This is a genomic window from Pseudomonas sp. ACN5, from assembly GCF_002303975.1.
In the GTDB taxonomy this organism is placed as follows: domain Bacteria; phylum Pseudomonadota; class Gammaproteobacteria; order Pseudomonadales; family Pseudomonadaceae; genus Aquipseudomonas; species Aquipseudomonas laurylsulfatiphila.
This window is the reverse complement of sequence record NZ_MRCP01000014.1, coordinates 22,586-46,403: the sequence shown is the minus strand read 5'-3', so window position 1 is coordinate 46,403 and position 23,818 is coordinate 22,586. Positions and strand designations below refer to the sequence as shown.

Below are 23,818 nucleotides of genomic sequence, written 5' to 3'. Positions count from 1 at the left end.
GATGAACCTGTCCCCTCTCAATCGCCGACGCTTTGAACTGTTCAAGGCCAACAAGCGTGGCTGGTGGTCGCTGTGGCTGTTCCTGATCCTGTTTGGCGCAAGCCTCGGCGCCGAGCTGATCGCCAACGACAAGCCGCTGGCGGTGCATTACGACAACAACTGGTACTTCCCGGCGCTCAAGCGCTACCCGGAAACCACCTTCGGCGGCGAATTTCCGCTGGAAGCCAACTACAAGAGCCCGTACATCCGCGAACTGCTCAAGGCCAAGGACGCCTGGGTGCTCTGGGCGCCCATTCCCTACAGCTACCAGAGCATCAACTACGACCTGAAAGTCCCGGCCCCGGCCCCGCCCTCGACGGACAACCTGCTGGGCACCGACGACCAGGGCCGCGACGTGCTGGCCCGGGTGATCTACGGTTTCCGCATTTCGGTGCTGTTCGCCCTGACCCTGACCGTGTTCAGTTCGATCATCGGTGTGATCGCCGGGGCCTTGCAGGGTTTCTACGGCGGCTGGGTGGACCTGGCCGGGCAGCGCTTCCTGGAGATCTGGTCCGGGCTGCCGGTGCTGTACCTGCTGATCATCCTCGCCAGCTTCGTGCAGCCCAACTTCTGGTGGCTGCTGGGGATCATGCTGCTGTTCTCGTGGATGAGCCTGGTGGACGTGGTGCGCGCCGAATTCCTGCGCGGGCGCAACCTGGAATACGTACGCGCTGCCCGCGCCCTGGGCATGCAGAACGGTGCGATCATGTTCCGCCATATCCTGCCCAACGCGATGGTCTCGACCATGACCTTCATGCCATTCATCCTCACCGGCGCCATCGGCACATTGACCGCCCTGGACTTCCTCGGTTTCGGTCTGCCGGCGGGCAGCCCGTCGCTGGGTGAACTGGTGGCCCAGGGCAAATCCAACCTGCAGGCGCCCTGGCTGGGCATCAGCGCCTTTGCGGTGCTGGCCCTGATGTTGAGCCTGCTGGTGTTCATCGGCGAATCCGCTCGCGATGCCTTCGACCCGAGGAAGTGAAATGAATCAGGACAATCTGATCGAAGTGCGCAACCTGTCCGTCGAGTTTGTCGTCGGCAATCGTTGTCAGCGGGCCGTCGAAGGCGTCAGCTTCGACATCAGGCGCGGCGAAACCCTGGCCCTGGTCGGCGAGAGCGGTTCCGGTAAATCGGTGACCGCGCATTCGATCCTGCGCCTGCTGCCCTACCCGCTCGCCCGCCATCCCTCCGGCACCATCGAGTATTCCGGGCAGAACCTGCTGGACCTGAAGGAAAAAACCATCCGCCACATCCGTGGCAACCGGATTGCAATGATCTTCCAGGAGCCGATGACCTCGCTCAACCCGCTGCACTCGATCGAAAAGCAGATCAACGAGGTGCTGGGCATCCACAAGGGCCTGAGCGGCAAGGTGGCGACCAAACGCACCCTGGAACTGCTGGAGATGGTCGGCATCCCCGAGCCACACAAGCGCCTCAAGGCCCTGCCCCACGAATTGTCCGGCGGCCAGCGTCAGCGGGTGATGATCGCCATGGCCCTGGCCAACGAACCGGAACTGCTGATCGCCGACGAGCCGACCACCGCGCTGGACGTGACCGTTCAGCTGAAAATCCTCGAATTGCTCAAGCAATTGCAGGCCCGCCTGGGCATGGCGCTGCTGCTGATCAGCCACGATTTGAACCTTGTGCAAAGAATTGCGCATCGCGTATGTGTCATGCAGCAAGGTTGCATCGTCGAACAGGCATCGTGCGAAGAATTGTTCCGCGCGCCGCAGCATCCGTACACTCGGGAACTGCTGGCAGCGGAGCCCGGCGGCAAGCCTGCCAGCAACGTGATCGGCCCGCCCTTGCTGGCGGTCGAGGACCTGAAAGTCTGGTTTCCGATCAAGAAAGGCTTGCTCAAGCGCACGGTGGATTACGTCAAGGCGGTCGACGGCATCAACTTCAGCCTGCCCCAGGGCCAGACCCTGGGGATAGTGGGTGAAAGCGGTTCCGGCAAATCGACCCTGGGCCTGGCCATTTTGCGGTTGATCGCCAGCAAAGGCGCCATTCGCTTTGAGGGCCAGCCGCTGGACAGCCTGACACAGCAACAGGTCCGGCCGTTGCGGCGGGAGATGCAAGTGGTGTTTCAGGACCCGTTCGGCAGCCTGAGCCCACGGATGTGCGTGAACGACATCGTTGGCGAAGGCCTGCGGATCCACAAGATGGGCACCGAGGCGCAACAGGAACAAGCGATCATTGCAGCACTCAAGGAGGTAGGCCTGGATCCGGACACCCGGCACCGCTACCCCCACGAATTTTCCGGCGGGCAACGGCAGAGAATCGCCATTGCCCGGGCATTGGTGTTAAAACCGGCGTTGATTTTGCTGGACGAGCCGACTTCGGCCCTCGACCGCACGGTTCAACGCCAGGTAGTGGAGCTTTTGCGTTCGCTGCAAACCAAGTACAACCTGACGTATCTGTTTATCAGCCATGACCTGGCTGTGGTGAAAGCGCTGAGCCACCAGTTGATGGTGGTCAAGCATGGCCAAGTGGTCGAACAGGGAGACGCGCAAAGCATTTTTGCCGCCCCCCAACATCCGTATACACAGCAGTTGCTGGAAGCCGCTTTTTTGGCTCCGGCCACTGCGCAATAACCTGAAAGAGGAGCAACACATGGGTTTTCTCGCCGGTAAGCGCGTACTGATCGTCGGTGTCGCCAGCAAGCTGTCCATCGCATCCGGCATTGCTGCCGCCATGCATCGCGAGGGCGCTGAGCTTGCCTTCACTTATCAGAACGACAAACTCAAGGGTCGTGTCGAAGAGTTCGCACAGAGCTGGGGCTCCAACCCTGACCTGTGCTTCCCGTGCGACGTGGCCAGCGATGAAGAAATCGCCAAGGTCTTCGTTGAACTGGGCAAGAAGTGGGACGGCCTGGACTGCATCGTGCACTCCGTGGGCTTCGCCCCGGGCGACCAACTGGACGGCGACTTCACCGAAGCCACCACCCGTGAAGGTTTCCGCATCGCTCACGACATCAGCGCCTACAGCTTCGTGGCCCTGGCCAAGGCCGGCCGCGAAATGATGAAAGGCCGCAATGGCAGCCTGCTGACCCTGTCGTACCTGGGCGCCGAGCGCACCATGCCGAACTACAACGTGATGGGCATGGCCAAGGCTTCCCTGGAAGCCGGCGTACGTTACCTGGCCGGCTCCCTGGGCCCGGACGGTACCCGCGTCAACTGCGTATCGGCCGGTCCGATCCGTACCCTCGCCGCTTCCGGCATCAAGAACTTCCGCAAGATGCTGGCCGCCAACGAAGCGCAAACCCCGCTGCGCCGCAACGTCACCATCGAAGAAGTCGGCAACGCCGGCGCCTTCCTGTGCTCGGACCTGGCGTCCGGCATCAGCGGTGAAATCATGTACGTGGACGGTGGCTTCAACACCACGGCCATGGGCAGCCTCGAAGAGTAATCTTCGGTCAGCCTGAAAAACCCGCCTCTTTTTGGCGGGTTTTTTATGCCTGTGATTTCCCCGGCCGATGCAGCCGCCCCCTGTAGGAGCGAGCTTGCTCGCGAAAAACCCGGGCACGCCGCGTTCATCCAGACTGCGCGTTATCGTTAACGACCTTCGCGAGCAAGCTCGCTCCTACAGGGTTAGAGTTGTGTCAGACATTGCGCAAACAACTGCTGAATCGGCTGAGTCCGCTGACTATAGCGCTGCAACAACACAATCTCCCGATAGAACGTCAACTCGCCCAAGGGAATGACTCGCACCCCGGCCCCATGCTCAAGCCACAACCCCGCCTGCGGCAACAACGAAATCCCCAACCCACACTCGACCATTTTGACAATGGCCTCCAGCTCATCCAGCTCCAGCGCCCCGTGCACCTCGATCTGCTGTTCGCGCAAGAACCGCGTCACCAGTCGCCCGCCAAACGAATTGCGGTCGTAACGCACATGCGGGTGCTCGGCGAGCAGTTGCAACGGATCATCGCCGTCCAGGTCCGCCGGTACGATCAGCACGAACGGTTCCCGGCGTATCACCTGCGCGGACAACTCCTTGGGCAACTCGAATGGCGGCTTGATCAGGATCGCCAGATCCACTTCTCCGGTGTCCACCTGACTCAGCAGGTTCAGTGACACACCCGGCACCAGTTTGGGCTCCAGCAAGGGCGCCTGCTGGCGCAATCGCAGCAGCGCCTGAGGCAGCAGCCCGGTCTGGGCGGTCGCCACCGCGCCGATTTTCAACTCGCCACGGTACTCGCTGACATCGTCACTGACCGCCATGCGGCTGAAGGTTTCGAGCATTTCCCTGGCCATCGGCAGTGCACGCTGCCCCGCCGCATTGAGCAGCGCCTGGCGGCCGGTGCGGTCGAACAGACGGATGCCCAGGGCCTGTTCCAGATTGCGAATCTGCGCGCTGACCGCCGACTGCGTCAGGCCGATGTGCATGCCGGCCGCGGCGAACGTGCCGTGACGCGCCACGGCGACAAAGGTTTTCAGTTCTCGCAGCATGGCGGCCTCGATTGATCGAAATTATTTGAGCTCGACGCAAAAATTATCGTCTTTCAATCAAAAAGCACAGGACTAAACTCAACCCACGCCCACCCACCAACGAGGTTCGCCCGATGCAGCTCTCCCCTTTTCACCTGGCCATTCCGGTCTACGACTTGCCCGCCGCCCGGCACTTCTATGGCGCGGTGTTTGGCCTGGAAGAAGGTCGGTCGAGCGACCATTGGGTCGATTTCAATTTTTTTGGCCATCAACTGGTGATTCACCTGGCGCCGAAAAACCCTTCGCAAGAAGCAGCCCACACCAACGCCGTCGATGGCCACGATGTGCCGGTGCCGCATTTTGGCGTGGTGCTCGGGATGGCGGAGTGGGAAGCGCTGGCCGAGCGGCTGAAATCGCTGGGAACTCGCTTCGTGATTGAGCCGGGGATCCGTTTTCAGGGGCTGGTGGGCGAGCAGGCGACGATGTTTCTGTTCGATCCTTGCGGGAATGCGCTGGAGTTCAAGGCGTTCAAGGATATTGGGCAGTTGTTTGCCAAATAGGTGGCGTCTGTCAGGACGCCTTCGCGAGCAGGCTCGCTCCCACAGGGGTTAGTGGGTGGCCAACGCCGGTCAATGTGGGAGCGAGCCTGCTCGCGATTGGGCCCGCCCAGCCAGCCTGATACTAACGACTCATCACACTCTCGGCCTCCTCCAGCAGCTCCTCAATCGAGCCATGAACAACCGGGTCATATTCGACCTGCACGACGCTGAAGTGAATGTCATAACTGCGATGCGCCGCAGCGTTGCGCTCATCGAGTATCTCATTGAGTCGCGCCTTGATCGCCGCAATCTCAACGCTGCCAGACCCGGTCAGCAGCGCCACGAAGCGGTCGCCTTCGAGCCGGCCGACCACATCGTTTTCTCGAAACCCGATACGCAGGACATCGGCGAAGGTCTTGAGCGCATCGTCACCTTTGGCCCGGCCATACAGATAGCTGATGCGCTTGAACTCATCGAGGGAAAAGTACAGCAGCGTCGCCGGCGTCTCCAGCGCCCGGCAAGCCTCCAGCCCGAGGCGGGCCAGTGCGGTGAAGCCATGGCGATTGGACAGCAGCGTCAGCTCATCCATGCTTGCCATTTGCACACCCGCCAGCTCTCGCTCGGCCTGGCGCGCCATTTCACGCAGCCGCTCCCGTTCTTGCTGTGGCGTGAGCAACGGGCTCGCGGAACGTCCCGATTTACCCGTTTTGCCTGAGATCAACATCGTTCACTCCCATTGCAGGTATGCACTTTAGAGTCGCCCATACCCGCATTGACTCCCTGCAAGCGTGCCGTTGGTCAGCTACCCGCCACCGGGCACGGCCCTCCTGCGTCGGCCCAGCGTTTGAATTGGCTGACGAAGATGTCGTGCGGCACCGACACCGGCGCGCGATTGCCACCCGGGTTCCAGCCCCACAGCACCAGTTTGTCGTCGCTGACGTGCTTGATCAGCGCGGCGAAGTCCCGGTCGCCGTTGCCGGTGCGATCCTTGATCATCGCGCACAGACGGTCGGCCGGCAGACCGATCCAGGCCATCCGCTGCGCTGCCGGCGGCAGGCTCCAGTGTGGCGCCCCGGGCGGCGCATGAGGACCATAGCTGGCCGGTGGATTGCTTTGCCCATGGCAGGTTGCACAGGGCAACCCGGCCGCGCCCTTGCCGTCCATGCCACGCACGACATTCATGGCGTGGGGCACGCCGGCATCGAATTGCAGCGGCGAATCCCCGGGAATGTGGCAGTTCTGGCAACGCGGGCTCTGGAAGACCTTCTGCACGGTGTCGAACGCCTGCAAGGCCTCGCGGTCATCGGCGAATACATGCGACGCGTAGGCCACAAGACAGATCAGAATCACCGTCCCGAGCAACCAGTGATGACGTTTCATCTCACACCCCCGACAGCTGCAAGGGCAGCTCGCGCAGGCGCTGCCCGGTCAGGGCAAACACCGCGTTGGCCACCGCCGGCGCCGTGGGTGGCACACCGGCTTCGCCGATACCGCCGGGTTTGTTGCTGCTGGGCACGATATGCACTTCGACCACCGGCATTTCATTGAGGCGCAGCACCTGATAGTCGTGATAGTTGGACTGCACCACCTGCCCGTCCTTGAGCGTTAGCTTGCTGTGCAAGGCGAAGCTCAGGCCAAAGGTGATGCACGACTCCATTTGCGCGGCGATGCTCTGCGGGTTGACCGCAATGCCGCAATCCACCGCACACACCACCCGGTGCACGCGGATGGCGAGATTGTCCTGGGACACCTCGGCCACCTGGGCCACGTAACTGCCGAAGGATTCATGCACCGCCACACCCAGGGCATGGCCATCGGGCAGCGGCGCCTTCCAGTTGGCCTTCTCCACTGCCAGGTTCAATACACCGAGGTGGCGCGGATGGTCCTTGAGCAAAGTGCGCCGGTACTCCACCGGATCCTTGCCGGCCGCCGTCGCCAACTCATCGATCAGCGACTCCATGACAAACGCGGTGTGGGTGTGGCCCACCGAACGCAACCACAACACGCTGATCCCGGTTTGTGGCGAATGCAGTTCGATCTGGTGATTGGCCAGCCCTCCGATGTAGGGGCTGTCGGCCACGCCCTCGACCGAGGTCTTGTCGATCCCGTCCTTGACCATGCTCGCTTCAAGCGAGGTCCCGGCCATGATCGACTGCCCGACCATCACGTGCTTCCAGGCCAGCGGCAGGCCGTCAGCGCCCAGCCCGATACGCGCATGGTGCAGGAACGCCGAACGGTAATAGCCGCCGCGGATGTCGTCCTCCCGCGCCCATACGGTTTTCACCGGCACACCGGCGGCCTTGGCGACATGCACCGCTTCGCTGACGAAGTCCGAGGTCGGATTGGCCCGGCGCCCGAAGCCGCCGCCGAGAAACTCGGTATGGATCTCGACCTGCTCGGGTTTGAGCCCGGTGATTTGCCCGGCGACCATCTGGTCCAGGGTCTGGAACTGGGTGCCGGTCCAGATTTCGCACTTGTCCTTGCTGATGCTCACGGTGCAGTTAAGCGGCTCCATCGGCGCGTGGGCCAGATAAGGCACACTGTATTCGGCGTCGATGGTCTTGGCCGCTTTCGCCAGCGCAGCCTGGGTATCGCCCGCCTGACCGGCGTTCAGGCCGGGGGTGGTGGCGAGTTTGCGGAAGCTTTCCAGCAGCGCCTGGCTATTGAGCCCCGCGTTCGGCCCCGGGTTCCACTCGACTTTCAGCGCATCGCGCCCCAGCTTCGCCGCCCAGTAATGATCGGCAATCACCGCAATGCCCGTCGGCACTTGCACCACTTTGTGCACGCCGGGAATCGCCAGCGCCTCGGCGCCTTCAAAGGATTTGACGCTGCCGCCGAAGGTGGGTGAACGGGCGACCATCGCCGTCATCAGCCCCTCGAACTGCACGTCCATGCCGAACTTCGCCCGGCCGGTGATTTTCTCCGGTGTGTCCAGACGCTGGGTGGGTTTACCGATCAGCCGCCAGTCTTTCGCGTCCTTGAGTTTGATCGAGGCCGGGTCCGGCGGTGACAGCTGTCCGGCGTCATCGGCCAACTCGCCGTAGGTGGCGCGATGCTCACCGGCAACCACCACGCCCGACTCTGTATGAATCGCCGAGGGAGCGACGTTGAAACGCTTGGCCGCGGCATCGATCAACATCAAGCGCGCCGCCGCGCCGGCCAGACGATAGCGATCGAATTCCATCCAGGTCGAGGTCGAGCCGCCGGTGATCTGCATCCCGCCAAACCCGGGCATGCCGTAATCGGCGGCCGATGCCGGGGAATGCTCGACGCGGATCTTCGACCAGTCGGCGTCCAGTTCCTCGGCAATCAGCATGGTCAGGCCGGTCCAGATACCCTGGCCCATTTCCGAATGGCCGAGCAACACGGTGACGCTGTTGTCATTGCCAATGCGCAGGAAAGCGTTGGGCGCAAACACCTTGCCCTGATTCTCCGCGCCCATGGCGAACCGGTGGGCGCCGGGCATGACAAACGCCACCACCAGCCCACCGCCCAGCACAGCACTGCCCTTGAGAAAACCCCGGCGCGATAACGCGTTGATGCTGTTCATGGCCACCTCAACCCAGCTCGGCGGCGCGCTTGACCGCCGCGCGAATCCGCGGGTAAGTGCCGCAGCGGCAGATGTTGCCGGACAGCGCCTGATCGATGTCGCTGTCGGTCGGTTTGGGAATTTTCGCCAGCAGCGCCGCCGCCGACATGATCTGCCCGGACTGACAGTAACCGCACTGGACCACGTCGAGTTCCGCCCAGGCCTGTTGCACCGGGTGCGAGCCGTCCGCCGACAGGCCTTCGATGGTGAGAATCTTTTGTCCATGGGCGACGGCAGTGGCTGGCGTGATGCAGGCGCGTAGCGGCGCGCCGTCGACGTGCACCGTGCAGGCGCCACATTGGGCCATGCCACAACCGAACTTGGTGCCGGTGAGGTGGGCGACATCGCGCAAGACCCAGAGCAACGGCATGTCGGCGGGGACATCCAGCTCCTGATCCTGGCCATTGATGTTCAGGGTGAGCATGGCGCGGTTCCTCAGACTCACGGTGATCTGAAGGGGCGTCGCTGCAGCCTTGTACAACCTGCGCGCGCCTCGGGTTATCCCTTCAGCTAAGCGCAGATTTGCCGCCAGACCTTGGCGCATCGACCACCGGTCATGCAAAGGCCGCCTCGATGGGCGGCCCTGGAACCCTTCGCTAGAGCCTTGGCCCCAATAGAATCCCGGTGTAGCGCCAGACAAACACCGCAAAAGCGCTACACCACAGCAACGCCGACAGCGCCAATCCGAGACTGGAAAAAGGCACCAACCCTACCCGGCACGCACCCGCCAGCAACACCAGGACAAACCCCGCAACGACCGCCCCGGACGGCTGCAGCAATCGCCCGGTATGCCCCAGACTGACCCGCGCGATCATTGCCAGAATCAAGCCGCCGATAGCGCCGACGGCCAGCGAATGGGTGGCCAGGCTTTGTTGCGCCAGCCAGCCCAGGTGCCACAGCGCCATGGCCAGTGTCGCCGCGGCGAGCCAGGCGTAAGCCAGGTACAGCGACCACAGCAGCGGCAAGCGCCACAGGCCGCGGTCATGCCAGCGCCACAGGCGCAGCAGATGCAAAGCGCTGATCAACGCAAACAGCGGCGCCAGCCACACACGGGGGACGTCATTCAAACCGGCGGCAAAGGACAGCGCCGCCAGCATGGCGCTGACCAGCAGCACCTTGCCCGGCAGCGGATGGGCCGCAGGCGTTGCCGGGCGGTTCAAGCCGCGCTGGATAAAGAACGGAATCACCCGCCCGCCAATCACACTCATCAGCGCACCGACCAGCCACAGGGCGGCCAGCACGCCATGCCGTTGCAGGTTGCCGTCATCAACGGCTAAACCCAGCAACGTCAATGCCTGACACCCGGCCAGCAGCGACACCATCAACAGAATCGGATAATTCTCGCGCTTGCCCGCCGCCACCAGGTCGCGCCCCAACGCCCATGCCAGCAGCGGCAGAAAAGGCACCTGCAAGGCCAGCAGCAAGGATGCAGGCATCGGCAGCCACCAGGCCAGTCGCGCCAGCAGCCACACCAGCACCAGGCCGATCAGCGGCCAGCCCTTGAGCCCCGGTCGACCTGTCCAGTTCGGCACCGCGGTCAGGAGGAACCCGGCGATGATGGCCGCGGCAAAGCCGAAGGGCATTTCATGTCGATGCCAGGCCAGCATGCCGCCCACGGGTTGCGCCTGGGGTAAACGGCCGTACAGCCACATTGCCCAGACCGCCACGGCGAAGCTGGCGAACCCGGCCCCGGCCAGAAAGAACGGCCGAAAACCAACACTGAAAAGCGCTGCAGCGCCAAGCTTACGCATCAAGCCACCACCTGGAGCAGGCTTGGGCTCTGGCGATATCTCTGAAGTTTGCTGGAGAAGTCGGACATTTTTTGCGTTTTCCTGAAGGCGTTCAGTTGTACCTCTTCTGCATCATGTTTCGTGCCAATGAGATATCTCCCGGTAAATCAATGACCTCAGAAAGTCGCAGTCAATATGACTCATGCAAAAAATAGTCCTTATGACACACACAAGAGTCATAACGACTGCAAGCTCATTCGAGCCCGGGCCGAACCTGATAAAAGCAAACCAATATCATTTGCACAGTCATAGGCCTTTTGTTTTAATCGCGATCAATTCTTATTTGCATAAGCGTGCGGATCGCCCATGGACATGTGCTCACGATGACGGTTGCCGACTCCTCCTGCGTCCAGAACCTCTACGCCAGCCACCACCACTGGCTGCACGAGTTGCTGCGCCGACGCTTGAACAATGCGTTCGATGCCGCAGACCTGGCCCATGACACTTTCATCCGGGTGCTCAAGCGTCCGCAGGTGTTTGACGGGGAAACCCACGAACGCTCTTACCTGGCGACCATCGCCCGAGGCCTGTGCATTGACCACTGGCGTCGTCGCCAACTGGAACAGGCCTGGCTCGAGACCCTGGCCGCGCAGCCCCGGGCCGTCCAGCCTTCGCCGGAGCAGCGGGCGATCATCGTCGAAACCCTGTACGAAGTGGATGCCATGCTGCAGCGCTTGCCCCAGCGGGTGCGTGATGCGTTCGTTCTGGCGCAGGTGCATGGGCTGCCCTACCGAAACATTGCCGAAGAAATCGGCGTGAGCGAGCGCATGGTGAAAAAGTACCTGGCCCAGGCGCTGATGCATTGCGCAATGCTCGAAGCCGAACTCGACGGCCTGCTGATTCAATGACCCGCGCCGCCACCCACGCCATCAGCCACGCCAGCCTCGAACAGGCAGCCAGCTGGTACGTGCAACTCAACGATCACCACGCCAGCGAGCAGGAACGCGAGCATTGGCAAGCCTGGCTGGCGCAAAGCGGCGAGCATCAGGCCGCGTGGCACTACGTCGAGCGTGTGAGCCAGCGCTTTGCCGCGCTACAGGACAATCATCAGCAGGCGGCCGGCCACGTATTACGCAACAGCGGACGCGCTTCCATCAGCCGCCGCCAGACGCTCAAGAGCCTGCTGGTGCTGGTCTCGGGCAGTTGGCTCGGCTGGAGCGCATGGCGGCAAAGCGCCCTGCCGCTGACCCTGACCCGATGGACCGCCGACCTCTCCACCGGCACCGGCGAAACCCGGGAAGCCCGGCTCAGCGATGGCAGCCGAATCTGGCTCAACGCCCTCAGTGCGCTGGATGTACGTTTCGACACCGTACAACGGTTATTGCTGTTGCAGGCCGGAGAGGTGTTGATCGACACCGCCAGCGACACCAGCCGCCCGCTGCTGGTGCAAACCGTCGAGGGCCGCCTGCGCGCACTGGGCACGCGTTTCAGCGTGCGCCAGGAAGACCGGCAAACGCTGTTGAATGTCTACGAAGGCGCCGTTGAAGTCCGCACCACCCAGGGTCAGGTGCAGGTGGTCAAGGCCGGACAGCAGCTGTGTTTTACACAAGACCACACACCGACACCGACCGCTTCGTCGGCCGGCCGCGAAGCCTGGCGCCGCGGCCTGTTGCTGGCGGACAACCTGCCGCTGGGGCAGTTGCTCGAAGAACTGAGTCGCTATCGCCCCGGGCATCTGGGATGTGACCCGGCGGTGGCCGGGCTGCCGGTCATGGGTGCGTTCCCGCTCAAGGACACCGATCAGGCTTTGCGCCTGCTGGAAGCAGCATTGCCGGTACGGGTGCAGAAGCCGCTGGAGTGGTGGGTCAACGTAGGCCCGAAAACCTGATGAGGGTTTTTTCTGGCGCGTCGGTTCCCTTTTACCTTTTTCGCTCGGTTAATCCTTCAAGCACTTCGAATGCAGATTGATCCGACTTCCAGGAACTCCATGCCACGCGCCACCCGTACTCACCAACGCTTCGCCTTGCATCCGCTGGTGCTGGCGCTGGCGGTGGTCTTGCCGGGCCTGGACATGTCGCGCAGTCAAGCCGCCCCTCTGGTCGAGAGCGAACAACCCGGCAGCCAGACACGCCATTACGCAATCGCCGGCGGATCGCTGGTGAGCGTTCTCAACCGCTTTGCCGAACAGGCCGGGATCTTTCTCGCCGGACACAATGAACTCGCTGCGGGCAAACGCAGCCCAGGCCTCAACGGTGTCTACAGTCAGCAGCAAGCCTTGCAACGACTGCTGCAAGACAGCGGTCTGCAAGCGCAACGCCAGGGGAACGGCGGGTATGTGCTGCACGCCGCCCCCGTGGCACAAGATGCGCTGGAACTGGGGGCGACCAACATTTCCGGGCAGGCACCCGGGACCATCAGCGAAGACTCCCACGCCTACACCGTCGGCTCGACGTCTTCAGCCACCGGCCTGCCGCTGTCCCTGCGCGAGACGCCGCAATCGGTCACGGTCATCACCCGCCAACTCATGGACGACCAGGGCGCCACCAGCATCGTCGACGCCCTGCGCCGCGCGCCCGGCATCAGCGTGCAAAATTACGACAGCGAGCGCTGGGAGTTTTCCAGCCGTGGCCTGCCGATCACCAACTTCCAGTACGACGGCGTCAATACCGACTACGACGGTGTCTACGACTACGGCACCACCAGCACCGACATGGCCCCCTATGACCGCGTCGAAATCATCAAGGGCGCGACCGGCCTGATGACCGGGGCGGGTGATCCCTCGGCGACCGTCAACCTGATTCGCAAGCGCCCGACCCCGGCATTCAAAGCCTCGGTCAGCGGCACCGTCGGCTCCTGGGACACCTATCGCAGCGAAGGCGATATTTCCGCTCCGCTGAGCGCCAGCGGAAATGTGCGCGGGCGTCTGGTCGGGGTCTATCAGGAGCGCAGCGCCTACATCGATCACTACCGCAACACCAGGGACATCGCCTACGGCATTGTCGAAGCCGACTTGACCCCGGACACCCTCGTCACCCTCGGTATCGACCAGCAAGACACCCGTTCCCGGGGCGCCAGCTGGACCGGTTTCCCGATGCACGACAGCGACGGCTCGCGCAGCGATTTCTCCCGCTCCTTCAACCCGGCCACCGACTGGAGCCGTCGCGATTTCACCAACCAGACGCTGTTCGCCAAGGTGCAGCAACAACTGGCCAACGACTGGACACTCAAGGTCAGTTACGACCGCAAGCACCGCCGGCACGATACCTTCCTCGCCTCCGCCAGTGGCGGCAACCCGGACCCGGTCAGCGGTGACGGCATGTTCATGTACATGGGCAAGTTCAAGGGCGACCAGGTGCAGGACAACGTCGACGTCAACCTGAGCGGACCGTTCACCCTGGCAGGTCGCGAGCACGAACTGATCGCCGGCTTCATGTCGATGAACACGCGCCAGGACATCCCGGTGTACGGCTCGGTGTACCCGCCGGTGGACGGCAGCCTCTTCGATTGGCGCGGCGAGTTTGCCAAACCCGAAATCCCGCGGGTGGGCACCGACGTCATTGTCCAGCGCCAGACCGGTGCCTACCTGGCCGCCCGGCTGAAACCCGTCGACGACCTGGCGCTGATCCTCGGCGCGCGCGTCAGTAACTTCAGCGGACACGACGACCTGGACTACAGCGACCCGAACAGCGTCGACCTGCGCGACCGCTATCGCCAGAGCGGTGTCGTCACGCCTTACGCCGGGTTTGTCTATGATCTCGACGACACCTGGTCGGTGTACACCAGCTACACCAGCATCTATCAGCCGCAAATGAGCAAGGACGCCAACCGCCAACTGCTCGATCCAGTGCAAGGCAAAAGTCTTGAAGCGGGCATCAAGGCCGAATACTTTGGAGGGCGCCTGAACGCCAGCTTCGCCCTGTACCGCATCGAACAGGACAACATCGCCGAACATGTCAGCGGCGTTGATACCGAGTCGGTGTACCGCGCCGTCCAGGGCGCCACCACCCAAGGCTTCGAGTTCGAACTGGCCGGCGAGTTGCGCGACGGCTGGAACCTGTCGGCCGGCTACACCTACAACCACACCCGCGATGCCCAGGGTGATTACGTCTACGGTTCGGTGCTGCAAACCACGGCACCGGAACAGCTGGTGCGGGTTTTCAGCACCTACCGCCTGCCAGGCGCGTGGGACAGGCTCACCGTCGGCGCCGGGGTGAACTGGCAAAGCGAATTCTTCGGCAAGGTGTTCCGTCCCGACCCCGCCGATACGGTGAACTTCGGTCAGTACACGACGATCACCCAACCGGGCTACGCCCTGGTGGACGCGATGGCGCGCTATCGCTTCAACGAGCACCTGAGCACTACGCTGAACGTGAAGAACCTGTTCGATACAACCTACTACACCGGGCTGGGCAACTTCGGCACCGGGTTTTATGGCGAACCACGCACCGTGCAACTGACCACCCGGTGGGCGTTCTGATCGCACCCTGAAACGGCTGTTTGGCGATCTACGGTACTGCCGACCCCACTCAGGCTGGCTACGCTGTATTCCTGCATGCATAACCTGCCGAGGAGTGCCCGCCATGCAACGCGTACAAAAACTCACGCCCTGCCTGTGGTTCGACGATCAGGCCGAAGCAGCGGCGACGTTCTATTGCTCGATCTTCGACCATTCGAAAATCACCGCCATCACCCATTACGGCCACGCCGGTTTCGAATTCCACGGCCGGCCCGAAGGCTCGGTCATGACCGTCAGCTTCGAGCTCGACGGCCAGAGTTTCACTGGCCTCAACGGCGGCCCTTTGTTCTCGTTCACTGAGGCGGTTTCGTTTCAGGTCAATTGCCTGAGCCAGGAAGAAGTCGACCATTACTGGGGCAACCTGTCGGCCGGTGGCGCACCCGAGGCCCAGCAATGTGGCTGGCTCAAGGACAAGTTCGGGCTGTCGTGGCAGATCGTCCCCGTCGCGATGATGGACATGATCAAAGACCCCGACACGAAAAAATCCCAGCGGGCCATGCAGGCGATGATGCAAATGAAAAAACTCGATATCGCCACACTGCAACGAGCCTTTGACGGCGAGAGCTAATACACTCCGGCACTGACCTGCCGAGGAGTGAGCATGAAGCACGCCGTTGCCAAGAACGCCGACAAGGCCCCGCGCTTCTGGCGCGATGACGCCCTGCCCTTCATCGAAGCCCGCGCCATCGCCGACGGGCGCGAGGTCTGCTACACCCGGCACGCCCACGAACACTTTTCCATCGGGGCGATCACCGCCGGGCGCAGCACCTATCTCCATGAGCAGTCAGCCTTCGAGGTCAGCGCCGGCACGGTGGTGCTGATGAACCCCGGCGACGTCCACGCCTGCAACCCGATCGAAGACCAACCCTGGTCGTACCTGATGCTGTACGTCGATACGCCGTGGCTGACCGATTTACAGCACCAGCTCGGGTTCAGCGATGACGCGGCGTTTCGCCGTTTTTCAGCGACCCATACGCGCGATGCCAACCTGTTTGTCGGCCTCGCGGGCTTGTATGAAGTGTTGGTCGACCCGCAGCAGGATGTCCTGCGCAAACACAGCGTGGCCGTGGAGTTTTTCACTGACGTGCAGCTACGACTCAACCCGGTCGATCAGCCGCTGCGCGAACCCAATTTCAAGCTCGAGCGTGCCGCCGATTACATCCGCGAACACTGCACGCAAACCCTCAGGCTCGAAGACATTTGCGAGGCCGCGCAATTGTCGCCTTCCTACCTGATCCGCGCCTTCAAACAGCATTACGGCATGACGCCCCACGCATTCCTGGTGAACCGGCGCATCCAGTTCGCCCAGGATCAATTGCGCAGCGGCAAGCTGATCGCGGACGTGGCACTGGAAGCGGGGTTCGCCGATCAGGCGCATTTCCAGCGGGCGTTCAAACAGCATTTGGCGGCGACACCGGGGCAGTATCGGGGGTAATACCCGAGGTTTTACCTAGATCTGTGGTTCGGTTAAATCTGTGGCGAGGGAGCTTGCTCCCGCTCGGCGGCGAAGCCGTCGCAAAACCTGCCTACATGATTGATCTGAAGAAAAGCGGGGGCCGCTACGCAGCCCAGCGGGAGCAAGCTCCCTCGCCACAAAAGCTGTAGCGACTGCAGTTACGGCAGCAACAGGTATACCGCGCTCACCACCAGTAGCAACGCCATGACCCGATTGAACAACCGCATCCCCACCGGGTTGTTCAGGAAACCGCGCAAAAACGTCCCGGCATACGCCCAGCAACCGACCGACACATAGCAGATCACCAGATAAATCGCGGCAAACTGCCAGACCAGGCGTGCCTCGCCATCGGCGACAAACGCGCCCATGCCGGCCACGCAGGCCAGCCAGGCCTTGGGGTTGAGCCATTGCATGATGGCGCCATACAGCATTGACGGGGCCTGCGCCGATTCACTGGCGTGCACCTGCCCATTGTCGGCCGCCAGCTTGAAGGCCATGTACAACAGAAAGGCTACGCCGGCCCATTGCACCCCCTGGGTCAACGCCGGCCACTGTTGTAGCAACTCATGCAGGCCCAGCCCCATCAGCACCAACAACAGGACAAACCCCAGCGTGGCCCCGGCCACGTGACGCTGGCTGGCCCGGAAGCCAAACCGCGCGCCGGCGCTCAACGCCACAATATTGACCGGCCCCGGCGTGATGGACGCGACCAGCGCAAACGCCGCCATGGACATCATCAGACTCATTGCACACCTTCTTCCATCGAGTTGAACAAGGCCCCCAAGGTAATGAGGCGAGCGGCTCGCGTATTGAACAAAACTGCCCTGCTTCGCTATGAGTAATAACCGACGACGCTTTTCACTTTGCCCAGGGCAATGCGCAGCGAATCCATGTCCACCGAGCCCAACGCCAGGCGTATCGCGTGGGGCACATGGGCTGAAATCGCAAAGGGCTCGGCCGGCGACACCGACACTTGCTCGCGCATCAGCGCCATGGCGATCTGGTCGGCCCGGGCGTCCTCCGCCAACGGCAACCAGATGAAGTAGGCATTCGGGTGACTGATGGTCCTGAGTCCCGCCAACACCTCCCGGGCCAGGGCTTGCCTCGCCCGGGCGTCCGCACGTTTTTGCGCTTCCAGCTGGAGGACGGTGCCATCGTCGAGCCAGGCCGTGGCGATGGCGGTCATCACGCCGGGGGTGTTCCAGGTGGTTGCCATGATGGTGCGTTCGAAGGCGGCGATCCATTGCGCCGGTGCGGCGATAAAGCCGACGCGCAAGCCGGTGGCGATATTCTTCGACAGACCGGACACGTACACCGTTCTCTCCGGCGCCAGCTCGGCCAGCGGTGGCGGTACGTTTTCGGCCAGGAACGCGTAGGCGGCGTCCTCGATGATCGTCAGGTCATGCTGGCGCGCTATCGCCACCAGTTGCTCGCGTTGATCGGCGTCCATCACCCAGCCCAGCGGGTTATGCAAGGTCGGCATCGAATAAACGGCGCGCACCAATCGGCTGCGGCAGAGTTTTGCCAGGGCCGGCAGATCAGGCCCGGTATCGGTGACCGGAATGGGCAAGACTTCCAGATGCAGGGTTTCGGCCAGCGTCTTGAAACCGGGGTAGGTCAGCGCATCGGCGGCGATGACATCGCCGGGCTTGAGCAGCGTCATCAGCGTCACCGCCAGGCCATGCTGGGCACCGCTGACGATCAACACCTGCTCGGCCGGCACGTTCAGCCCGCGCTCGACCAGATGACGGGCGACCGAGGCCCGCTCGTGCAGGCGCCCCGCGTGGGGCTGGTAACGCAGGAGCGCCTCCAGGTCACCAGACAGCGCCAGCTGACGCAAGGCATGGCGCAGCAGGTCGGCCTGGCCGGGCAATGACGGGTAGTTGAAATTCAGGTCAATCATCCCCGCCGCCACCACGTGCTGCGAAATGCCCTGCCCCGGCGGCAGCGAAGTCTCCCTGACAAAGGTCCCGCGACCGGTTTCGCCACTGACCAGGCCCATGCCCTCCAGCTCGGCATAGACCCGGCTGGCGGTGACCAGCGCCAGACCGTGCTCGGTTGCCAGTTGCCGGTGCGTCGGCAGGCGCGTGCCCGGCGGCAAACACCCGGAACGGATGTCGGCGGCAAAGGCATCCACCAGCGTTTTATAACGGGATCGAGGCATGTCGAGATGTATCCATGACAATTTTTTGATTGTATCGATACTCGCTCATACGATGGGTTTCGTGCAATCAGACAATGAGCGTGAGCCAAATGGAACGGACTTCGAACCTGCAACACCGGACGCTGGAAAACAGCACCAGCGGCTGGATCAACGGACTGATCGGTGTGGTGATCTTCAGCGGCTCGCTGCCGGCGACCAGGGTGGCGGTGCTGGAATTCGACCCGGTGTTCCTGACGGTTGCGCGGGCGACCATCGCGGCGGCCCTGGCGCTGTGCCTGCTGGGGTTATTCAAGGAAAAACGCCCGGCGAGCCAGCAACTGGTCCCGCTGATCATAGTCGCCCTCGGCGTGGTCATCGGTTTCCCCCTGCTGACGGCCCTGGCGCTGCAATACGTGACGTCCGCGCACTCCATCGTCTTCGTCGGCCTGTTGCCCCTGGCGACGGCAGTGTTTGGCGTGCTGCGCGGCGGCGAACGGCCACGGGCGGCGTTCTGGATTTTCTCGGTGCTGGGCAGCCTGTTGGTGGTCGGCTTTGCCCTGTCCCAGGGGCTGAGCGCCTCCCCGCAGGGCGACATCCTGATGCTGCTGGCGATCCTTGCCTGTGGCCTGGGTTATGCCGAAGGCGCAAAGCTGTCGCGCACCCTCGGTGGCTGGCAGGTGATTTCCTGGGCGTTGGTGCTGTCGCTGCCGGTCGTGGCGCTGCTCAGCTGGATGCGCATGCCGGCTTCGTTCAGCGGCATCAGCACCCCAGCCTGGTTCAGCCTGGCGTACGTCTCGCTGTTCAGCATGCTGATCGGTTTCGTGTTCTGGTATCGCGGCCTGGCCCAAGGAGGCATCGCCGCCGTTGGGCAGTTGCAGCTGCTGCAGCCGTTTTTCGGGTTGACCCTCGCGGCGACCCTGCTGCATGAACAGGTCAGCCTCGGCATGCTGGGTGTGACCGTCGCGGTGATCCTGTGCGTCGCCGGGGCGAAAAAATTCGCCAAATAGCCCTGATACGGTGGTTTACGCCCATCACTGTATGGGTCTGACCACCGCCGGGCTGTGATAAAAATAGCGCTCTTGCTTCAGGAGCCGACCATGGACCTCGCCACCCTCACCCTGTTTCTGCCGGCCTGCTTCGCCCTCAACATGGCACCCGGCCCCAACAACCTGCTGTCGGTCAGCAATTCGACCCGCTATGGCTACCGCACCGCGTGCGTGGCCGGCATCGGCCGGTTGCTGGCGTTCGCCGGGATGATTGCCCTGGCCTCGGCGGGGCTGGCAGTGGTGCTGCAAACTTCAGAACTGTTGTTCTACGCCATCAAGATCCTGGGTGCGGCGTATCTGTTCTACCTCGCCTGGCAATTGTGGCGCGCCGATCCCGGTGTCGAGAACGTCGTCACCAGCGCGCCAGCGGGCACCTTGGCACTGGCGCGGCAGGAGTTCCTGGTGGCGGCCGGCAACCCCAAGGCGATCCTGATCTTCACCGCGTTCCTGCCGCAATTCGTCGACTCGACCCAAGCCATTGCGCCGCAGTTCGTGGTGTTGGGCGCGCTGTTCCTGGTGCTGGAATGGATCGCCATCGGCGCCTATGCCTACATGGGCCTGCACATGCGCCGCTGGTTCGCCCGGCCGTCCGGCAAGCGCCTGTTCAACCGCTGCTGCGCCGGGTTGCTGTCGGCGGCGGCTTCAGTTTTGCTGATGGCGCGACGCGCCTGAATATTCCGCCTGCTCATGGAGTGCAAATGCCAATGGATAACCCAACACCAGAGCCTCAAGCGGTATGCAGCCCCATCACCGGCAGCGCGATGTTCATCGTCGCCACATTGACGCCCGGCGGGGATGCGGCCGCTAAAGTGCGGGCCTGGTGTGCAGACATCGCGGCCCTCACGCGCTCGGTCGGCAAACGTGTTCCCTCCGGCAATTTGTCGTGCATCTGTGGCTTTGGCTCCAGTGCCTGGAACACCTTGTTCAGCGGCCCGCGCCCGGCTTCGCTGCACGGGTTTCGCGAGTTCGGCGCCGAAGGACGTCGAGCGGTGGCAACGCCGGGCGACATCTTGCTGCACATTCGCGCCGAGCAGATGGACCTGTGCTTCGAACTGGCCACGCAATTGCTCTCGTCCCTTGGAGACGCGGTCACGGTCGTCGATGAAGTTCAGGGCTTTCGCTATTTCGATATGCGCAGCATCATCGGCTTTGTCGATGGCACCGAAAACCCGGTCGGTCGCAAGGCTGCCCACTTCACGATGGTCGGCGATGAAGACCCGCTGTTTGCCGCGGGCAGCTATGTGCTGGTGCAGAAATACCTGCACAACATGACGGCCTGGAACGCGCTCTCGGTCGAGGCCCAGGAACGGGTGATCGGACGCACGAAATTGTCCGATATCGAACTGGATGACTCGATTAAACCCAGCTGCTCCCACAGCGCCTTGACGACAATCACCAAGGACGGGCAGGAAGTGAAAATCCTGCGCGACAACATGCCGTTTGGCCGACCCGGTGCCGGTGAGTTCGGTACGTATTTTATCGGCTATGCCCGTTCGCCTGAGCCTATGGAACAAATGCTCGAGAACATGTTTGTCGGCAAGCCGCCTGGCAATTACGACCGCCTGCTGGATTTCAGCACGGCAGTCACGGGTGGCTTGTTCTTTGTGCCTTCGGCCGATCTGCTGGAAGAACTGGCCGATCGCGAACCACCCCACACCTGATTGGAAACAACTGAAATTCGCTGTCGATTTTCCGGTGGAGGTCCCCCATGACGCCCTCTATGCTGCGCCCATGAACCTACAAAAAACGCTGCTCCCGCCCCGCGCCGAGATGGTTCGCGCCATGCTCGAACGAGACACCTCCTACGAGGGCGTGTTCTTCACGGCGGTCAAGACCACAGGCATCTTCTGCCGCCCCGGCTGCACCGCTCGCAGCCCGAAGCCTGAGAATGTCGAGTTCTTTGCCAACGCCGAGCAATGCCTGGCGGCGGGCTACCGCGCCTGCCTGCGCTGCAAACCGCTGGACACCGCTGCCAGCGCGCCGGGCTGGGTGCAGAGCCTGTTCAAATCAGTAGATGCCGACCCGGAGCAGCGCTGGACCGACGCCCAGCTACTGGCCGCAGGCATCGAGCCGCTGAAACTGCGCCGCTGGTTCAAGCAGCATTTCGGCATGACCTTCCACGCGTGGCTACGCGCCCGGCGTCTGGGCATGGCATTGGGCGGGATCAAACAGGGCGACTCCATCGACGCCGTCGCCTTCGATTCCGGCTACGAGTCCCTGAGCGGCTTTCGCGATGCCTTTCAAAAGTCGTTTCACATCACCCCGGGCCGCGCGGCCAACAGCGAGCCGCTGCTGTTCACCCGCCTGACCACGCCGCTGGGGCCGATGATCGCCATGGCCGAACGGCGCGGGCTGGTGCTGCTGGAGTTTCTCGATCAGGCCTCACTGACCCCGTCGATCGAAGCGCTGCAAAACCGTTTCGGTTATGCCGTGGCCCCGGGGCACAACACCCATTTGCAGCAGATCGAAGCGCAATTGTCGGCGTACTTCGCCGGGACGTTGACTGAGTTCAGCGTTGCCCTGCACATGCCCGGCAGCGAGTTCTCCCGCCGCGTCTGGGCTGAACTGGCGAAGATCCCCTACGGCCAGACCACCACCTACGGCACCATTGCGGCGACCTTGGGCAAGCCCGGTGCCAGTCGGGCGGTAGGCCTGGCCAACGGGCATAACCGCTTATCGATTGTCGTGCCGTGCCACCGCGTGATCGGCGCCGACGGCTCGCTGACCGGCTACGCTGGAGGCCAGCCGCGCAAGGCGTTTCTGCTCAGGCTGGAAAACGCTGCGGTGCAGCTCACGGAGCGGTTGACGCTCTGATCCCCCCTCAGGCTTTTCATAAGGAAGGACACTCGATGGACAGACTCGACAATCAACTGCACCAACTGCATCACGAGGGTCTGCTGATCCTCACCAACGTCGCCGATGCCGCCGGGGCGCGACTGGTGGAGCAACTGGGCAACAAGGCGGTGGCCACCAGCAGCGCCGCGGTGGCCTGGGTGCATGGCTATCCGGACGGCAACACCCTGCCCCTGGAGCGACTGGTCTCGACCGTCGAGTCGATTGCCCGGGTCATTTCGGTGCCGCTGACCGTGGACATCGAGGCCGGTTACTCCGATGACCTGGAGCGGGTGGCACAGGTGGTTGACGCGGTGATCGCCGCCGGCGCGGTCGGGATCAATATCGAGGACGGTTCCTCGCCACCGGAATTGCTGATCCGCAAGATTGAAACCGCGCGCCAGGTGGCCGATCGACGTAACGTGAACCTGTTCATCAATGCGCGCACCGATGTCTACCTGCGCGGCCTGGTGCCTGCCGAAGACCGCGTCGCCGAGACCCTCAGGCGCGCCGCGCTGTATCAGGCGGCCGGTGCCAATGGCCTGTTTGCGGCGGGCGTTACCGCCGAGTACGAGATCAAGGCGCTGTGCCACGGCACCTCGTTGCCATTGAATGTGCTGGGGTTCCCGGGCCTGCCGTCGCCCGAAGTGCTTGAGACGCTCGGCGTACGCCGTCTGAGCGCCGGTTCCGGCATCGCCGAATTCCTCTACGGTGCCATGGCCAGCATTGCCCAAAGCTTTCTGCAAACCGGCAAGTTCGATAGCCACAACCTGAAGGCTTTCACCTATGGCGAAATCAACGCCCTGTTGAAACCGTCCGGGAACGCCTGAGCCCATGGCCGACGGCTATCGGGCCGCCAGTGAGTTCCTGGCCGCCATCGATGACGACTGGCGCCGCCACATCGACGCCATCGGCCCGTGCCTGCACCAGCCGCATGCGGCGCGTGATCCCTATGAGTCGCTGGTGCGGGCGATTGCCTATCAGCAACTGCACGCCAAGGCCGGCGATGCGATTGTCGGGCGGCTGCTGGCGCTGTTCGGTTCGGGTGCCTTTCCCCGGCCTGAACAGATCGTCGCCACGGACTTCGACCGATTGCGCAGTTGCGGGTTTTCCGCGAGCAAGATCGCGACCATCCAGGGTATCGCCCAGGCAGCGCTGGACGGCGTGGTGCCGGATTACGCCACGGCGCTGGCCATGGACGATGAAGCGCTGATCGAGCGGTTGATCACGTTGCGCGGCGTCGGGCGCTGGACGGTGGAGATGCTGCTGATCTACAGCCTGGAACGCCCGGACATCCTGCCGGCCGACGACTTTGGCGTGCGCGAGGGTTATCGCCGGCTCAAGGGCCTGGAGGTGCAGCCGACGCGCAAGCAGATGATCGAGATCGGCTCGGCGTGGAGCCCGTATCGGACGGTGGCCTCCTGGTATTTGTGGCGGGTTCCAAACAAGTAAACCGCGTTATCGTTCTTCGCGAGCAAGCCCGCTCCCACAGTTGACC

The 23,818-nt window shown here is 62.9% G+C and carries 23 protein-coding genes; 15 read left to right on the top strand and 8 right to left on the bottom strand.

Annotated elements, in window-relative coordinates; genetic code table 11:
* Position 1 precedes the first annotated feature (1 nt).
* Genes BSF40_RS23545 through fabI form a run of 3 tightly spaced genes read left to right on the top strand, consistent with a single transcriptional unit; the run spans position 2 to position 3,447 of the window.
* A complete protein-coding gene (locus BSF40_RS23545; RefSeq protein WP_015095378.1) occupies positions 2 to 1,021 on the top strand; it encodes an ABC transporter permease in 1,020 nt (339 codons plus the stop codon).
* Position 1,022: 1 nt separating this feature from the next.
* Positions 1,023 to 2,633 carry an ABC transporter ATP-binding protein gene (locus BSF40_RS23540; RefSeq protein ID WP_095966988.1) on the top strand — a complete coding sequence of 537 codons (1,611 nt, stop codon included), beginning with the start codon at positions 1,023 to 1,025 and terminating at the stop codon, positions 2,631 to 2,633.
* 19 nt (positions 2,634 to 2,652) lie between these two features.
* Positions 2,653 to 3,447, top strand: a complete 795-nt coding sequence (gene fabI, locus BSF40_RS23535; protein WP_008028639.1) for an enoyl-ACP reductase FabI — start codon at positions 2,653 to 2,655, stop codon at positions 3,445 to 3,447.
* Between the two features lie 182 nt (positions 3,448 to 3,629).
* On the opposite strand, the gene BSF40_RS23530 is transcribed toward fabI, so the two are convergent.
* Entirely contained in the window at positions 3,630 to 4,490 is an 861-nt protein-coding gene (locus BSF40_RS23530) for a LysR family transcriptional regulator (protein ID WP_095966987.1), read from the bottom strand.
* A 113-nt stretch (positions 4,491 to 4,603) separates the two neighbouring features.
* Here BSF40_RS23530 and BSF40_RS23525 point away from each other — a divergent pair, with 113 nt between their 5' ends.
* On the top strand, positions 4,604 to 5,029 hold the full coding sequence (locus BSF40_RS23525) for a VOC family protein (protein WP_015095381.1): 426 nt from the start codon (positions 4,604 to 4,606) through the stop codon (positions 5,027 to 5,029).
* A gap of 121 nt (positions 5,030 to 5,150) precedes the next feature.
* Here BSF40_RS23525 and BSF40_RS23520 read toward each other — a convergent pair whose 3' ends face one another.
* The 5 genes from BSF40_RS23520 to BSF40_RS23500 all read right to left on the bottom strand — a co-directional run bounded on the left by BSF40_RS23520 (position 5,151) and on the right by BSF40_RS23500 (position 10,348).
* Positions 5,151 to 5,732 (bottom strand): GGDEF domain-containing protein, encoded by a 582-nt coding sequence (locus BSF40_RS23520; RefSeq protein WP_095966986.1) that lies wholly within the window; start codon positions 5,730 to 5,732, stop codon positions 5,151 to 5,153.
* A gap of 74 nt (positions 5,733 to 5,806) precedes the next feature.
* Positions 5,807 to 6,388: a hypothetical protein gene (locus BSF40_RS23515; protein WP_095966985.1), complete on the bottom strand. Its 582-nt coding sequence runs from the start codon at positions 6,386 to 6,388 to the stop codon at positions 5,807 to 5,809.
* Position 6,389: 1 nt separating this feature from the next.
* Positions 6,390 to 8,558 (bottom strand): xanthine dehydrogenase family protein molybdopterin-binding subunit, encoded by a 2,169-nt coding sequence (locus BSF40_RS23510; RefSeq protein WP_095966984.1) that lies wholly within the window; start codon positions 8,556 to 8,558, stop codon positions 6,390 to 6,392.
* 7 nt (positions 8,559 to 8,565) lie between these two features.
* A complete protein-coding gene (locus BSF40_RS23505; RefSeq protein WP_007976259.1) occupies positions 8,566 to 9,021 on the bottom strand; it encodes a (2Fe-2S)-binding protein in 456 nt (151 codons plus the stop codon).
* 172 nt (positions 9,022 to 9,193) lie between these two features.
* The gene (locus BSF40_RS23500) at positions 9,194 to 10,348 is read right to left on the bottom strand and encodes an NnrS family protein (RefSeq protein ID WP_095966983.1); all 1,155 of its coding nucleotides are present in this window, start codon (positions 10,346 to 10,348) and stop codon (positions 9,194 to 9,196) included.
* Positions 10,349 to 10,710: 362 nt separating this feature from the next.
* Between BSF40_RS23500 and BSF40_RS23495 the strand changes: the two genes are divergently transcribed.
* From BSF40_RS23495 to BSF40_RS23475, 5 genes are all read left to right on the top strand, one after another.
* Positions 10,711 to 11,235, top strand: coding sequence for a sigma-70 family RNA polymerase sigma factor (locus BSF40_RS23495; RefSeq protein WP_095966982.1), 525 nt, complete (start codon positions 10,711 to 10,713; stop codon positions 11,233 to 11,235).
* A complete protein-coding gene (locus BSF40_RS23490) occupies positions 11,232 to 12,215 on the top strand; it encodes a FecR domain-containing protein (RefSeq protein WP_095966981.1) in 984 nt (327 codons plus the stop codon). The genes BSF40_RS23495 and BSF40_RS23490 overlap by 4 nt, the downstream gene beginning before the upstream one ends.
* A gap of 99 nt (positions 12,216 to 12,314) precedes the next feature.
* A complete protein-coding gene (locus BSF40_RS23485) occupies positions 12,315 to 14,804 on the top strand; it encodes a TonB-dependent siderophore receptor (protein ID WP_095966980.1) in 2,490 nt (829 codons plus the stop codon).
* 103 nt (positions 14,805 to 14,907) lie between these two features.
* Complete coding sequence (locus BSF40_RS23480) at positions 14,908 to 15,411, top strand: VOC family protein (protein WP_095966979.1); 504 nt, start codon at positions 14,908 to 14,910, stop codon at positions 15,409 to 15,411.
* 33 nt (positions 15,412 to 15,444) lie between these two features.
* Positions 15,445 to 16,278 (top strand): AraC family transcriptional regulator, encoded by an 834-nt coding sequence (locus tag BSF40_RS23475; RefSeq protein WP_095966978.1) that lies wholly within the window; start codon positions 15,445 to 15,447, stop codon positions 16,276 to 16,278.
* A gap of 179 nt (positions 16,279 to 16,457) precedes the next feature.
* Here the strand turns inward: BSF40_RS23475 and BSF40_RS23470 are convergent, their stop codons facing one another.
* Both BSF40_RS23470 and BSF40_RS23465 read right to left on the bottom strand, forming a co-directional pair.
* The gene (locus tag BSF40_RS23470) at positions 16,458 to 17,045 is read right to left on the bottom strand and encodes a LysE family translocator (protein WP_095966977.1); all 588 of its coding nucleotides are present in this window, start codon (positions 17,043 to 17,045) and stop codon (positions 16,458 to 16,460) included.
* 86 nt (positions 17,046 to 17,131) lie between these two features.
* On the bottom strand, positions 17,132 to 18,463 hold the full coding sequence (locus BSF40_RS23465) for a PLP-dependent aminotransferase family protein (RefSeq protein ID WP_095966976.1): 1,332 nt from the start codon (positions 18,461 to 18,463) through the stop codon (positions 17,132 to 17,134).
* 89 nt (positions 18,464 to 18,552) lie between these two features.
* Here BSF40_RS23465 and BSF40_RS23460 point away from each other — a divergent pair, with 89 nt between their 5' ends.
* From BSF40_RS23460 to BSF40_RS23435, 6 genes are all read left to right on the top strand, one after another.
* Positions 18,553 to 19,449 (top strand): DMT family transporter, encoded by an 897-nt coding sequence (locus BSF40_RS23460; protein ID WP_095966975.1) that lies wholly within the window; start codon positions 18,553 to 18,555, stop codon positions 19,447 to 19,449.
* Between the two features lie 90 nt (positions 19,450 to 19,539).
* Positions 19,540 to 20,160 (top strand): LysE family translocator, encoded by a 621-nt coding sequence (locus tag BSF40_RS23455; protein ID WP_095966974.1) that lies wholly within the window; start codon positions 19,540 to 19,542, stop codon positions 20,158 to 20,160.
* A gap of 32 nt (positions 20,161 to 20,192) precedes the next feature.
* Positions 20,193 to 21,149 (top strand): Dyp-type peroxidase, encoded by a 957-nt coding sequence (locus BSF40_RS23450; protein WP_172435744.1) that lies wholly within the window; start codon positions 20,193 to 20,195, stop codon positions 21,147 to 21,149.
* 70 nt (positions 21,150 to 21,219) lie between these two features.
* Complete coding sequence (locus tag BSF40_RS23445; protein WP_095966972.1) at positions 21,220 to 22,302, top strand: bifunctional transcriptional activator/DNA repair enzyme AdaA; 1,083 nt, start codon at positions 21,220 to 21,222, stop codon at positions 22,300 to 22,302.
* Positions 22,303 to 22,337: 35 nt separating this feature from the next.
* A complete protein-coding gene (locus tag BSF40_RS23440) occupies positions 22,338 to 23,150 on the top strand; it encodes an isocitrate lyase/phosphoenolpyruvate mutase family protein (protein ID WP_095966971.1) in 813 nt (270 codons plus the stop codon).
* Between the two features lie 4 nt (positions 23,151 to 23,154).
* Entirely contained in the window at positions 23,155 to 23,772 is a 618-nt protein-coding gene (locus tag BSF40_RS23435) for a DNA-3-methyladenine glycosylase (RefSeq protein WP_095966970.1), read from the top strand.
* The last annotated feature ends 46 nt before the right edge of the window (positions 23,773 to 23,818 follow it).